The sequence below is a fragment of the Arthrobacter sp. TJ-238 genome (assembly GCF_058269215.1).
The window spans coordinates 43,602-56,967 of record NZ_JBZCNH010000003.1 but is presented as its reverse complement, the minus strand read 5'-3'; the positions used below and the strand labels follow the sequence as shown (position 1 = coordinate 56,967).

Below are 13,366 nucleotides of genomic sequence, written 5' to 3'. Positions count from 1 at the left end.
GGCTACGGTCGCGTCGACCCAGCCGAACGATATCGCGGTGGGGCAGCTGCGTAACCATGGAGCAGTTCGAGCGAGACCTCCCATAGCCGGGTGGCGTTGGAAGGGTCCAGAGCGTAGGCGCGGACTCCGTGCATGCCGTCGACAATCTCCGGTACGACGGCAGCTTCGGCGCAGTCCTCCAGATACCTACCTCCGATGCCGTCGAGCAGGGGAGAGGTTGCGGCGAATACGGATGTTGCGGCGCCCTGCTCGGGAGTTTTCACGGCGAGGCCTGCGGCAGCGGCCTGCTCCCTGACTGCAGCGAGGGTGTCCGGGGTCCAGTGGCGTTGCAGGTTCGTCCAGATTCCGCCGGGCATCACGGCGTTCGCGGTGATGCCCTCACCAGCCCACCGCCGTGTTGCTCCGACGGCGAAGAGCGCGTTGGCGGTCTTGGACTGACCGTAGGCCTTGCCTGCGTCATAGGGGCGGCGGTCGAAGAACAGGTCGTCGTGGACGATGTCGGACATGCCATGGCCGCTGGAACTCAGGGACACGATCCTCGCTCCGCCTGCGGCGACCAGCGCGTGGTGCAGCTTGCAGGTGAGTGCGAAATGTCCGAGGTGGTTCGTCGCGAACTGCAGCTCCCAGCCGGCTCCTGTACGCAGCTCAGGCGTCATCATGATCCCCGCGTTGTTGACGAGGAGGTGGAGGGGCCCTGACCAGGCATCCGCGAAGCGGTGTACGGAGGTGATGTCGGCGAGGTCGAGTGCCCGGACTCGCACGTGAGCATGGTGATCCGTGCGGATGATGTCGGCGGCGGCGCGGTGCCCGGCGTCCAGGTCGCGCACGGCGAGGGTCACCTCCGCACCGGCGCGGGCCAGGGCCCGGGCGGTCTCGATGCCGATGCCGGAGGAGGCGCCGGTGACGATCGCCCGCCTGCCGGTGAGGTCGATGCCCTCGACCACCTCTTCCGCGGTGCTCGTCGCATCGAAGGGGGATTCGATATGGGTCACGGCAGGTGCCTCGTCCTTCAGGTTGCAGCGCATGGCATGGTCGGGGTCAGGCCGGCCGGACCGAAGAGATCCCGCCGTCGATGGCGAGGATGCTTCCGTGGATCATCCGGGACGTGTCCGACGCCAGGAACAGTACGCCCTGCGCGATGTCCTCGGGTTGCACGACAACGCCTGCGGGGGTCGTGGCGGTCATCGCGTCCAGGACGGTGCGGGCGGATTCGTTGCCGGGCGTGAGCGTCACGCCTGGTGAGACCGTGTTGACACGCACGCCTCTCGGGCCGAATTCAGCGGCCCAGGACCTGGTCAGCTGCTCCATGGCGGCCTTGGTCGCCGTGTACAGGGCGGCGAAGGGATTGCCGACCGATGCCATCCAGGAACCGATGTTGACGACAATGCCGCCACCGGTGTCGGCCATGGCGGGAAGGATGGAAGCGGCGAGGACGTGAGGTGCCCGGATGTTGACCGCGAGCATTGCGTCGAGGTCCTGGTCGCTGAGGTCAGCGGTTGCCGTTGCGGGGTAGATTCCGGCGTTGTTAACGAGGATGTCGATGTGCCCTCCCAGCAAGGCTGTGGCGTCCGCGGCGAATTGACGGATCCCGGTGCAGCTGCCTGACAGGTCGACGGTGAGGAACTCGGCGTGGCCGCCGCCTTTCCTGATACGGGCCGTGACCTCCAGCCCGCGGGCCTGGTCACGTCCACTCACCACGACATGAGCCCCTGCCGCGGCCAGGGCGGAGGCGATGGCAGCTCCGATACCGCTGGTGGAACCAGTGACGAGAGCAGTCCGCCCGTCGAGGCGGATGGTGCTGATGGGTGTGGTGTTCGTTGTCATGAGTCAGTTGTAGATCGGGCCGTTTTCTTCAGCCAGATCCTGGTCAACCGGGGCATGGCAGGGCCATGTTCGGAGAGTCCAGGGGATCTACAGTGAGGAGATGGCCGCTGATCGCACACAACTCGGAGCATTCCTGCGCTCTCGTCGCGACGCCCTGACCCCCGCAGCCGCCGGCATGCGGCCCTTCCCGGGGCCGCGCCGCGTGCCCGGTCTGCGCAAGGAAGAACTCGCGGTGCTGGCCGGGGTCAGTCCTGACTACTACAGCCGGCTCGAACAGGGGCGACAGGCGAATGTCTCCGTGAGCGTGCTCGACGCGCTGGCACACGCGCTGCGCCTGAACGACGTGGAACGAAAGCACCTCCTCGCCCTGGCGAACCCTTCCACCAGATCGCGCGTCGCGTCGCCCGGTGCGCAGCAGGCCGACCAGGGCCTCCTGCGGCTCATGACGGCACTGGACGATGTGCCGGCCTTGGTCCTGGGTCGCCGTGGGGAGGTACTGGCCACCAACGCGCTCCTTACCGCCGCCCTCGAGGGCCTCCGGCCGCCCACATCCTTGGCTCGGTTCATGTTCTTCGACCCGATTGCTCGTGAACGCATCGTGAACTGGGAGCATTTCGCCGCGACGTCGATCGCCGCTCTCCGCGGCGAACTCGGCCGCCACCCCGACGACCAACGACTGATCACCCTGATCGATGAGTTACGGTCGCGCGACGCGGATGCGGACCGGTGGTGGGAAGACCACGAGGTGCAGGACTATGCCTCGGCGGACAAACGGATCATGCACCCCGTCGTCGGGGAACTGTCCTTCGCCATCGAGACGGTCACGTCTCCACGATCGGAGAACCAGGTGCTTGTCGTCTACACGACGCAACCTGAATCCGAGACAGCACGAAAAATGCCGTTCCTGGCCAGCTGGGGGACAGAACGGGCAGCTTGCCGTTGATGCGCCAGAACTCGTGCGCTGCAGACCCCTTCTCGAGAAGCCACCTGATCGCCGATAACCTAGCGTACTGTCAGGCAGCCGGGAACGGTGGGGAGCAGGTGCGGTGGGTGCTGGGTTCCTCGTCTTTGGAGCGGTCATGCGCTCTGGTTGACAAGCGCCTTCGGCTTCGCTGTGTGCCACCCCTATCCGGGTACTCCTGCTGGTCGCGGAAGGGGCCATTTCGTACTTGGCGCCGGCATTGTTCCAATCGGTGGACTGCTAGAGGCCGTCAAGTCCCCATTGCATGCGCTTAAACCTCGTCCGATTGCAGATAGAGAGGCGCCCACCATTGATCCACCCCTAGCCTCACTCAGCAGGTCGTAGGCCTCTTTTGCGCATCTGCGCGGCCGATCTGATTGCGTCATTGACGAAGCGTTCCGTCAGTTCGGTATAGCGGCGGACATCTGAAGGTGACCAGTCATCGAGCACTTCGGCGATCATCCGGTCTCCCAAAGCGTAGACGCCACGTGCGGCTTCCACTCCTGCTTCGGTCAGGCGGATCAGGTTCGCCCGGCGATCGGACTGGTCCGGGGTCCGCTCAACGAGCCCATCAGCTTCCAGACGACGCACGATCTTGCTGACGTACGATGCGCCGACGCCGAGCTCGTCCGCGAGGGCGGTCGGTCGCATCGACTCCCAGGCCAGAAGGAGCCGAAGCGTTTGGTGCGAGGGCTGATCCAACGACTCGCCACTTCTTGCGAGTATCTGTCCCTGTAGGGCAGGGGAGTCCCACAGCAGGATCAGCGCACTGAGATTCGCAAGGAGTTTCGACTGGTAGGGGAAGTCGCCGGCGACGAGGGGCCGGTGTCGCTCCTTCTCGTGGTCCTCATTGGTCTCAGTCATTCCAGCACTCTAACGTCACCGTTCCGGGGCGAAACAATCCCGAAAGTATTGTCCTGCAGGACAGTACTTGCTAGTGTTATTCCCAGTTGATCCACCAGGTAGAGCGATGCACGCGGCTGCATCCGTATCCCTGGTGAGGATGCTCAGGCTGTGCGGCACCATGTCGCAGCCTTTCAACCGGTCTAGACCCTCACCGAACTCGGTGGGCGTGTGTCGCGTTCACCCTCGAAGAAGGAGAGATAGAAGATGGCTGAGATCGCCCTTCCCAAAGCTGTTCACATGTTCGTGGCAACCACTAACGCCCATGATGCCGAGGCGCTTTTCGACGTCTTCGCCCTGGGAGCGGCCGTTGTTGACGATGGAACCACCTACGACACCGAAACCGCGATTCGCGAGTGGATCAAGGTTCACCAGATCGATCCCATGATCGTCATCACTCCGATCTCATTCCGGGGAGGCCGACTGGTTGGATCGGTCAACGGCGAGTTCCCTGGAGGACCCTTGACCTTCGCCTTCGACTTCACTGAGGAGAACGACGTCATTACCAGCCTGGTGATCGGCCCGGTCTAGTTGGCGCAACGGCGGGAGCAGCTGATCCGCTCCCGCACAGAGGAGAGCGCCCAGAGGCACTGTGAGTGCCGAATCAGTTCTTTGTACACAGAGAAGTCATGACGAAAGGATGAGAATCATGGGTGATAAAGGCTCAGCGACCGAGGCAGAAGCGAACATCTCGAACATCGTGCTGGTGCACGGAGCGTTCGCTGACGGCGCCGGGTGGCGGGGGGTGTATGACGACCTCACTGCGCGCGGATACAAGGTATCGATCGTGCAGAATCCGTTGACGTCGCTCGAGGATGACGTAGCGGCTACCCGCCGTATGCTGGACCAGCAAGGCGGTCCGTCGATCCTCGTCGGTCATTCGTGGGGAGGCACCGTCATCACCGAAGCCGGGGTGCATCCGAATGTTGCCGGCCTGGTCTATGTCTCGGCGCTAATACCGGATGCGGGGGAGACGACCGCGCAGCAGTACGAAGGCTTCGCTGAGACCCCCGACTTCGTCATCGACGTCGGTGGTGATGGGTACGGCTACGTAAACCGGGACAAGTTCAAGGCGGGTTTCGCTCATGACACCAGCGACGCTGACGCCGCTTTCCTCCGGGACTCGCAGGTACCGATCAACATGGCGGTCTTCGCGTCCCCGGTAACGAACGCGGCATGGCGGCAGAAGCCCACCTGGGCTGTCATAGCGACCGAAGACCGCGCCTTCGATCAGGCCATGCTGCAGCGCATGGCCGCACGCGCGAACGCGACGATCACCGAGGTCACGGCCAGTCATGCCGTCTTTTTCACCCAGCCTGCAGCGGTGGCGGACACCATCGAACAAGCCGCACGAGGCGCAGCCTGACCAATAGCCGTGGGGGAGGCAGGTCAGGCTGCACACCTGGTAGGGGCTGCGAGGATTCGCTCCCTCCTCGGGCCCTATCTGGCGGAATGAACATCGGCACCAGGTCCTCCGCTTCAGGTAGCCGAACGGACTGGGTCAAAAGCACAAGTGACTTAAGGGCGACGACGGACGCAAACGCCGGGCCCGGACCTGCAACTGGCTCCTACCAGTGCTGGCGTCGCTCGGTCATCCTCAAAAAGGTGCACGTGACCAGCGGCCACCGGAGACGCGGGACATCGACCTCGAGCAAGGTGGCCGGAGCCTTCTCATGCGCGACGGGCTTGTCGAGGCCGGCAATCGCATCACCACAGCGAGGTCTGATGCCCGCTGAACGATTCTAGGCTGCTCCAGCAGGACCGGTCCCAGTCCGGTTGAGTAGCGAAGATACCCGCTCCCGGTCGCTGCAGTGAATAGAGATAGCCGGGCTTGTCCGCTGCCTCACGAGAGATAGTCAGGGCCGGTCGCCTCAAGAAGACCGCCCAGCAGTACGCACGAATTCTAGGGATTTTCTGGTGGAGCCACGGGCTCCAGAGGGGAAGACATGTCGAATGTGAATCGCGATCGACTGGATGGACGTCGAGCACTTGTTACAGGCGGGTCGAAAGGATCGGGCAAAGCGGTGGCCGAGAGGCTCCGCGAGCTCGGTGCCGATGTCTTCGTGACGGCCAGATCAATGCCAGACAATTATGAATTCCCTGACCACTTCATCAAGGCCGACACCTCGATTGCCGGCGGGACGGAAACAGTTGCCGCACGACTGAGTGAGGTAGGCGGAGTAGACATCCTCGTTCACGTCGTGGGTGGTGCATCGACACCTGCCGGCGGATATGCGGTCATCACCGAGGAGCAGTGGCTGACCGAGCTGCAGCTCAATTTCCTCGGCGCCGTCCGTCTCGACCGGGCGCTCCTTCCGGCAATGATTCGCTCCGGCTCCGGCGTCGTCGTCCACTTCACCTCCATTCAGAACCAGATGCCGCAATACGAAGCATCACTGGCGTATGCGGCTTCGAAGGCGGCCTTGCGTACCTACAGCAAAGGCCTTGCGAACGAAGTCGCACCGCTTGGCGTGAAAGTCAACGCGATCAGCCCCGGCGGAATCGAGACCGAAGCGTACGAACGATTCGTTGATCGGATCGTCGAGGGAAGCGGTATCGGCCGAGAGGAAGCCAAGCAGAAGATTTTCGATTCTCTCGGCGGCGTACCGCTGGGCCGGTTCGCAACCCCCGAGGAAGTCGCCGACCTCACGGGCTTCCTGGTGTCCGATCGAGCGTCATCGATCGTGGGCGCAGAATACGTGATCGACGGCGGGACCGTCCCCACCGTGTAACTTGAGAAGCGGAACCAGCGGGCCACAGGCGCCCACCCTGCGGAGACAGGACGCCATCGCGGTCGCAACGGGTCGGAGCAGCAAGAAGACGCCGTTCTTCCACCGCTCGGTCGACTCGACCATCCGAACTTCCAGACTTCCGCAGTCCCGAATTCCGAGAGCCCGGAAGTGATAGTCCTCCATCAGTACAAGTCGACTTACCCGTATCTGGAACAAGCCCTCAGCGGTTCGAGCACGGATACGCAGAAGTGCGGACCTCCTGCGCCGCAATCCCTTGGTGGCACCAAAGGTGAGGTGCTATCAGGGGATCCTGCTCTCGTTGACGCGGAATGAACAGTGGCGAGCCCAACGAGGTTGGCTTCATGCCCCGGCTCGAGCCGGATCTTCCGGGAGACTATGCCGCCACCCTCACAGCCCTGACGGCGCTGGTGCGGGAAGCCCAGCATTGCGCAGCGCGTCGTGAACACCGCAATGATCGAGCTGTACTGGAACATCGGGCGGTCCATTCTGGACAGGCAGGCCGACGAACCCTGGGGGAGTAGGGTCCTCGACCGGCTGGCAAAGGACTTGAAGTCAGAGTTCCCCCACATGAGGGGCTTCTCCCGGACGAACCTGTACAACATGCGGGCTTTCAGCGCCGTCATCCTCCTGAACAAGGTCGACGACCACGACCTCCGCACTTGGTACGCCTCGCGCGCCGCCCAGCACGGCTGGTCCGAGGCCGTCCTTGAACATCAGATCCTCACTAACCTCTACGCCCGGGCCGGCGCGGCACCGAATGACCTCGAGGCACGGCTGCCCGGTGTCGGTACGGATCTGGCTCGGGAAGCCGCGAAGGAGCCCCTGGTGCTCGACTTCCTGGGCCTGACCGAGGAGGCCCAGGAACACGCCATCGAGGAGGCCATGACCCGCCGGATGGCACAGACCCTGGCGGAGTTCGGTCCCGGCTTCGCCTTCGTCGGCCGGCAACACCACCTGAACATCGACGGGGACGACTTCTACATCGATCTGCTGCTCTACCACGTTCCCTCCGACCGGTACGTGGTCGTCGAACTCAAAGCAGGCAAGTTCAAACCGGAGAACCTGGGACAACTCAACTTCTACGTCGCAGCCGTCAACGACACCCTGCGCCTCCCACGACAAGCACCCACCGTCGGGATCCTCATATGCGGCTCGAAGACCGAACGCGTCGTACGCTACGCCCTCAAGGGATCCACCCAACCCCTGGCCGTGACTTCCTACACCTACGACGCACTTCCCGCCGATGAACAAGCCACCTTGCCGTCACCGGCCACCATCACCGCTGCACTCGAGCACGAGACAACCAAACGCGGTTGACAGCTGAGACCTTCGATCCTGCCGATCAACTCCGTCATCAAGGAAGAAATGACGTATCGGGCGACGGTTCAGGGGCTGCAAACGCCCTCTCTTCGAGACCACACCAACTCGCCGATAATCTACATTATGTCAACTTGCTTTGACGAGCACCCCTTCTCGGCATTGCCCGAACCGTCAGGTCGGCCCCGCCTACAACGAAACCGAACTTCTGCGTATCGGAGCCGCGTTCGGAGACGAACCTGACGCCGAGGACGGTCCCCGCGCCTCGACGGAGATATCTCGCCGAGGTGGAAAGTCGAGGTGGAAGCCGTGGACAAGCGGGACCGATGGACCGCCCTGGACGTCAGTGGGCCTTCGTCACTCAGCCGAGAACCGCGTTGGCGATGAACAGGAGCGGGATCGAACCGGCCCACACCGCCGTCGTGATGCCCGACCAGCCCTTGAGGGCTGCGACGCCGTCGAGTCCGGCGAAGCGGGTCACAACCCAGAAGTAGGAGTCGTTGAAGTAGCTGAATACCATGGATCCAGCGGTACAGGCCATCGCCGCGACGATCGGATCGATGCCGAGTGAGCCGACCAGCGGCGCGGTCACCGATGCGGCGGTGATCATGGCGACCGTTCCGGAGCCTTGGGCAAGGCGCACCAGTGTGGCGATGAGGAACGGCACGAGGAACGCCGGCAAGGAGGTGCCGGCTATGGCCTCAGCAAGGGCATCGCCCACGCCTGAGCTCCGCAGCACCTGACCGAGGGCGCCACCGGCGCCGGTGATGAGGAGGATCAGGCCGGCGGACGCCGCGGCCTCGGCGAACCAGCCCTGCACCTTCGAACGCGGGGTCCAGCGCGGCAGCAGGATGTAGACGGCCAGGATGACGCCGATGACCAGCGCGACGACGGGGTTGCCGACGAAGGCCAGAGGAACGGCCCATGACGACGGGACGTACTCCCCCGTACCGACGACGCCCTGGTTGTTCTGGTCGATCGCGCCGCTGACCGTGTTGAGGATGATCAGGAGTAACGGAACCAGCAGCGGCAGTGATGCTACGAAGGCGCCGACCCGGTGCGGTGCGGCGCCCTCCGGCGGGGTGCCGAGGGTGCTGTTGTCGACGTCCATCGAGGGAGCATCATGATCGGCGCCGTCGACGGCGCCGGTCCCGGCGGGGCCGTCACGGTCCACGACAGCGGTACCGCCCCGGTGCCCGGACTGGGCCTGAGCCGTGCCGTAGACGACCTCGCGCACGCTCTCGTTCATGGATGGCTCGATCTTCGGGCCGATCCACTTAGCGTAGACGACGACGATCGGCAGCAGCAGGACCGTGAACACGAGACCCGCGAGGATCAATGCTCCGAGATCCGCTCCGAGGATACCGGCGACGGCCAGCGGGCCGGGGGTCGGTGGTACCAGATGATGGGTCAGCGTCATGCCGCACCCGAGTGCCAGTGCAAGGGTGATATAGCCGGCGCGCTTGACCCGGGCGATCGAACGGGCCAGCGGATTCATGATGACGTAGCCGGAGTCGCAGAACACCGGGATGGACACCAGCGCGCCCACACTGCCGAGCGCCCAGGGCTCACGTCCTTTGCCGAAGAGTTTGAGGAAGGCCATCGCCAGCGAGTTGGCGGCACCCGACACCTCGAGGATCTTGCCGATGCCGACCCCCAGGCCGATCACGATGCCGATCGAGGCCAGAGTGTTGCCGAAGCCCGTCGTGATCGCCGTGACGATGTCCAGCGGCGCCTGGCCGGCAACGATGCCGGTGACGAGCGCGGCAATCAGGAGGGCGACGAAGGCATCGAGCCGGGTCCTCAGCACCAGCACGATGATGGTGGCGATGCCCAGGACGAGCGCCAGAAGAAGTCGAATATCCACGTACTGCTCCTCGGTCACTAAGTAGGCCTCGTTGCCATCTCAGGGGTAGCACGGACCTGGCCGGTACTTTGACGGGAAATGTGCTGCCCGTCACACTAGCACTGTACATATCACATCTGACGGCACCTACGCGCCCGGCTCAGCCCTCCCGCCCGAGAACGACCTCGCCGCGTCGAGCGACTTGAGTCGCCTGACGCGGCGGCAAGCGCTCAATCGGCTGCAGGCCCAGAGCATCGTGCAGATCAGACGCGGCCTCGGCACGTACGTGAACCCGGCGGCCCAGGCGACCGATCTGCGGGCCATCCTCCGGTACGCGTCGACCACGGCCGACTCCCCCGGCGTGGCGCTGCGTCTGCTGGAAATCCGCCGGATGGTGGAGGCCGGTGACCTCGACGCCGCGACCGCCTCGGACATCGCCTTCCACGACGCGATCTTCCAGGCCTCGGCGAAACCGTTCCTCCCGGTGATCCTCGGCCCGCTCAGCCAGCTGCTCCACATCAACCAGACCTACGATGACTACGAGCACTTCATCCACCAGCAGCAACGACACCAGGAGACCACGTGAGCTTCCCGACAGAACGCACCGCAGTCCTGACCGGCGCGGCCTCGGCCCGCGGCATCGGCCGTGCGACGGCCGACCGGCTGGCCCGCGACGGCTGGTCAATCGCCATCCTCGACATCGACGGCGCCGCGGCCGAGGAAGCCGCGGCAGCCATCGCGGACCGCCACGGCGTTCGCGCGGTCGGTGTCGCCGCCGATGTGTCCGACGAGGCGTCAGTGGACGCCGCGATCACCACGGTCGAGGCGTCGGTACCGTCGATCGTCGCCGTCATCAACCTGGCCGGCATCAGCTCCCCCACCGAGTTCATGCAGGAGACCAGGGCGGCCTGGGACAGGGTCTTCGCCGTCAACATGACCGGCACTTTCCTCGTCACGCAACGCGCCCTGCGCGGGATGATCGAACGCAAGCTCGGCCGCGTCGTCAGCATCTCCTCCATCTCCGCCCAGCGCGGCGGCGGCACCTACTCGAAGGTGGCCTACAGTGCATCGAAAGCGGGCATCATCGGCTTCACCCGTGCCCTCGCGCGCGAGATGGGTGAACACGGCATCACCGTCAATGCCGTGGCGCCCGGCCCTGTCGATACCGACATTATGGGCGGAACTCTCACGGAGGACCGCAAGCAGGACATGTCCAAGGACATCCTGATGGGACGCGTGGGCACCGTCGACGACATTGCCGCCCTGATCTGCTTCCTGGTGGGACCCGACGCAGGCTACATCACCGCCGCCACCTACGACATCAACGGTGGCCTACAGATCTCGTAAACACTCGCGCCGCACCGGCGGCAGCGGAACCGGCCGAGAGCACCCATCCCTATCCGCATATGGTGGAGGTGGCGATCGACAATTTGCCGACTCGGCAAGAATCCTTGGCGCTGCCGAGGGCGATGGGTGAGGCTTCTTGCATGGCTGCGGACAAGTGTCTTGATTCGATCATCATCAGTGATGGCGCATCCGGGTCAAGTGCGGCTACCTCCCCTGCGCCGCTGGGTGCGGAACTCGAATCAGCAACAATGAAGGCGTGAGCATCAGGTGAGCACCCACAGCACGGCAGATACTCAGACTCCACTCTCATTCTGGGAGAACCGGTACCAGGGATCCGGCGTCGTCTGGTCAGGGCGCGTCAACGCAACGACAGCCGACGTAGTCCGCGGACTGCAGCCGGGGCGAGCCCTAGATCTCGGCTGCGGTGAGGGCAGCGACGCGATCTGGCTAGCGCAGCAGGGCTGGGAAGTAACGGGTGTCGACATATCCCCCACCGCCATAGCTCGGGCAGGAACTGCAGCCACCGCTGTCGGCCTTGGGTCAGACTCGATCAAATTCGAGGTGGTCGACCTAGACAACTGGTCAGGCAGTGATGAGTACGACCTTGTTACCGCATCGTTCTTCCACTCCCCCGTCGCCCTGGCCAGGACGTCAATTCTGCGTCAGGCAGCATCCCGTGTGGCCGCCGGCGGTCACCTGCTCCTAGTGACCCATGCGGCAGTGCCGCCCTGGGCGCCGCCCGAGGCACACGCTGCTCACACCTTTCTCACCCCCGACCAGGAGATCTCCGAGCTAGGACTGGACCCAGACCGGTGGAAGGTGCGCATCGCTGAAGTGCGCGCCCGAGAAACAACTGGGCCGGACGGCCGGGCCGCCACACTCGACGACGGGGTTGTGCTCTTATGTCACCAGGAGTCCAGCCCATAGCTCCATGGCTGGGTGAAGCTCCATGGCTGGGTGACGCCTCAGCTTCGAGTTCCCTCGGGCGCGGACCCATTCTTGTTGGTTGCTACCGCAGTCCTGGATCTCGCCACTGCTGCCAGCCTTCCATCCTCGCGTGATCCTCCTGCCGATCCCCGCGATGACTTGCTGGACGAATCACACCGTTCGCAAGCTGAGCCGAACCCTGCCCGGCAAGAAGTGAGGCACACCGTCACCCCCCCGTGGGGTGATGCAGGCATGGCTGGGAGTGATTGAAATTGAGGTGTGCACCAAGATCGTCCCGGTATGCGTCGTCCCTGGACAACCTTGGCCGCCAGTCATCACGTGCCTGGCGACTTGACCGCATCCGTTTTCATGTTGGTAGCGGTAGTTGTTGCACGCGTGCACGGCTCGAAGCGCCGGCCGATCGTAGAAGCACCGACGCGGCGGCTACGTCGCTGGCCGTTTGGCGCGGTTCGACGGCGCGAAGCAGGGGGTGGCGATCTGTCTCTGAACCTTCACGATCAGTGGCCTTATCGGTCTCGCAGTTGCCGTTGTCATCCCACTGGTCGGAGCCATACTCGGAGGTAAGGCCGGCATGCGCTTTCATCGGCGGGTCGATCACGGCTGGTAGCAATCACTACGTCGACCTCCACACCGGCCGCGCCGGGAAGATGCAGGAGCAGACCACAAGAAGGCCGAACTAGAGCGTGTACGACGGAGGCACTGCCGAGAGGATCGTTCCATTTCGCACGACAAGGCGCTGAAATCTGCCTCCGAAGGTTCGGGCCATCCGGTGCCGGCGCAGGGACACACCGGACCTGAATTGCATTGCGGATTCGCCAAGCACGGCCAGCTCCTGCCGCGGACTCCCCTACCAGGTCTGGTCTCACCTGCGCTTGTTGGATGATGGCGTCAGGATGAGAGCGACGTCTTGTCGAGAGGCGTTCCGCTGCCGGTCAGCAGTTGAGTTCGCTTTCTACGTTGTTTCGAGCGGATTCCACTGAGTTCACATTGTCCTTCAGCGCGTCTATTGCCTGAGGAACCGTTGCCTCATCAGGAAGTGCATCGACGGCTTCGCCCAAATCTTCCTCAGCAGTCCTTAGTTCTTCGACTCGGTCCTCGACAACATCTTCGCTTTCTTCCACCAATTCGTCGTGGCTGCTGGAAACCTCCTCTCGGGCCGTTCGGATCTGTTCAACTGTCGCATCCGGCGTGAGAGTGTCCTGAAAGTTCTGCAGCGCAGTTTCGTAGGTCGAAGATGCTTCACATGCTTGTGAAACATTCTCCTCAGGACTGGATGAACAACTCGTGGCCACCATGAGAATTACCCCAAGCCCCGCCAGCCTCGTCATGAATGAGTGTCGCTCCAACATTAGATATCCTCTCCGTGATCGCTGGCCTGCTTGTGCTGGCCAGATTCGTGCCCCCTTGGCTCTACTATGGTCAGCCGCAGTGCGAACGAGCCACTTCACCCGTCCGGGGTGAACTCGA

The 13,366-nt window shown here is 63.8% G+C and carries 13 protein-coding genes and 1 pseudogene; 9 read left to right on the top strand and 5 right to left on the bottom strand.

Going from position 1 to position 13,366, the window contains the following annotated elements; translation table 11 throughout:
• Positions 1 to 2 precede the first annotated feature (2 nt).
• On the bottom strand, positions 3 to 992 hold the full coding sequence (locus AC4D2O_RS06370) for an SDR family NAD(P)-dependent oxidoreductase (RefSeq protein ID WP_490905973.1): 990 nt from the start codon (positions 990 to 992) through the stop codon (positions 3 to 5).
• 46 nt (positions 993 to 1,038) lie between these two features.
• Positions 1,039 to 1,824, bottom strand: coding sequence for an SDR family NAD(P)-dependent oxidoreductase (locus AC4D2O_RS06365; RefSeq protein WP_490905972.1), 786 nt, complete (start codon positions 1,822 to 1,824; stop codon positions 1,039 to 1,041).
• A gap of 100 nt (positions 1,825 to 1,924) precedes the next feature.
• Here AC4D2O_RS06365 and AC4D2O_RS06360 point away from each other — a divergent pair, with 100 nt between their 5' ends.
• Complete coding sequence (locus AC4D2O_RS06360; protein WP_490905971.1) at positions 1,925 to 2,767, top strand: helix-turn-helix transcriptional regulator; 843 nt, start codon at positions 1,925 to 1,927, stop codon at positions 2,765 to 2,767.
• A gap of 345 nt (positions 2,768 to 3,112) precedes the next feature.
• Here AC4D2O_RS06360 and AC4D2O_RS06355 read toward each other — a convergent pair whose 3' ends face one another.
• A complete protein-coding gene (locus AC4D2O_RS06355) occupies positions 3,113 to 3,649 on the bottom strand; it encodes a MarR family winged helix-turn-helix transcriptional regulator (protein ID WP_490905970.1) in 537 nt (178 codons plus the stop codon).
• 246 nt (positions 3,650 to 3,895) lie between these two features.
• Here AC4D2O_RS06355 and AC4D2O_RS06350 point away from each other — a divergent pair, with 246 nt between their 5' ends.
• The 4 genes from AC4D2O_RS06350 (at position 3,896) to AC4D2O_RS06335 (ending at position 7,758) form a co-directional block, all read left to right on the top strand.
• A complete protein-coding gene (locus tag AC4D2O_RS06350) occupies positions 3,896 to 4,219 on the top strand; it encodes an RING finger protein (RefSeq protein WP_490905969.1) in 324 nt (107 codons plus the stop codon).
• Positions 4,220 to 4,337: 118 nt separating this feature from the next.
• A complete protein-coding gene (locus AC4D2O_RS06345; RefSeq protein ID WP_490905968.1) occupies positions 4,338 to 5,054 on the top strand; it encodes an alpha/beta fold hydrolase in 717 nt (238 codons plus the stop codon).
• 580 nt (positions 5,055 to 5,634) lie between these two features.
• Positions 5,635 to 6,420 carry an SDR family oxidoreductase gene (locus tag AC4D2O_RS06340; RefSeq protein WP_490905967.1) on the top strand — a complete coding sequence of 262 codons (786 nt, stop codon included), beginning with the start codon at positions 5,635 to 5,637 and terminating at the stop codon, positions 6,418 to 6,420.
• A 471-nt stretch (positions 6,421 to 6,891) separates the two neighbouring features.
• Entirely contained in the window at positions 6,892 to 7,758 is an 867-nt protein-coding gene (locus AC4D2O_RS06335; protein ID WP_490906486.1) for a PDDEXK nuclease domain-containing protein, read from the top strand.
• A 361-nt stretch (positions 7,759 to 8,119) separates the two neighbouring features.
• Here the strand turns inward: AC4D2O_RS06335 and AC4D2O_RS06330 are convergent, their stop codons facing one another.
• Positions 8,120 to 9,625 (bottom strand): GntP family permease, encoded by a 1,506-nt coding sequence (locus AC4D2O_RS06330; RefSeq protein WP_490905966.1) that lies wholly within the window; start codon positions 9,623 to 9,625, stop codon positions 8,120 to 8,122.
• 109 nt (positions 9,626 to 9,734) lie between these two features.
• Here AC4D2O_RS06330 and AC4D2O_RS06325 point away from each other — a divergent pair, with 109 nt between their 5' ends.
• From AC4D2O_RS06325 to AC4D2O_RS06310, 4 genes and pseudogenes are all read left to right on the top strand, one after another.
• Complete coding sequence (locus AC4D2O_RS06325; RefSeq protein ID WP_490906484.1) at positions 9,735 to 10,190, top strand: FadR/GntR family transcriptional regulator; 456 nt, start codon at positions 9,735 to 9,737, stop codon at positions 10,188 to 10,190.
• Entirely contained in the window at positions 10,187 to 10,951 is a 765-nt protein-coding gene (locus AC4D2O_RS06320; RefSeq protein WP_490905965.1) for an SDR family NAD(P)-dependent oxidoreductase, read from the top strand. The genes AC4D2O_RS06325 and AC4D2O_RS06320 overlap by 4 nt, the downstream gene beginning before the upstream one ends.
• Before the next feature lie 267 nt (positions 10,952 to 11,218).
• A complete protein-coding gene (locus AC4D2O_RS06315; protein WP_490905964.1) occupies positions 11,219 to 11,878 on the top strand; it encodes a class I SAM-dependent methyltransferase in 660 nt (219 codons plus the stop codon).
• 439 nt (positions 11,879 to 12,317) lie between these two features.
• Positions 12,318 to 12,506: pseudogene (locus tag AC4D2O_RS06310) on the top strand (hypothetical protein); the annotation flags it as partial.
• Positions 12,507 to 12,831: 325 nt separating this feature from the next.
• On the opposite strand, the gene AC4D2O_RS06305 reads toward AC4D2O_RS06310, so the two are convergent.
• The gene (locus AC4D2O_RS06305) at positions 12,832 to 13,248 is read right to left on the bottom strand and encodes a hypothetical protein (RefSeq protein WP_490905963.1); all 417 of its coding nucleotides are present in this window, start codon (positions 13,246 to 13,248) and stop codon (positions 12,832 to 12,834) included.
• Positions 13,249 to 13,366: the final 118 nt, after the last annotated feature.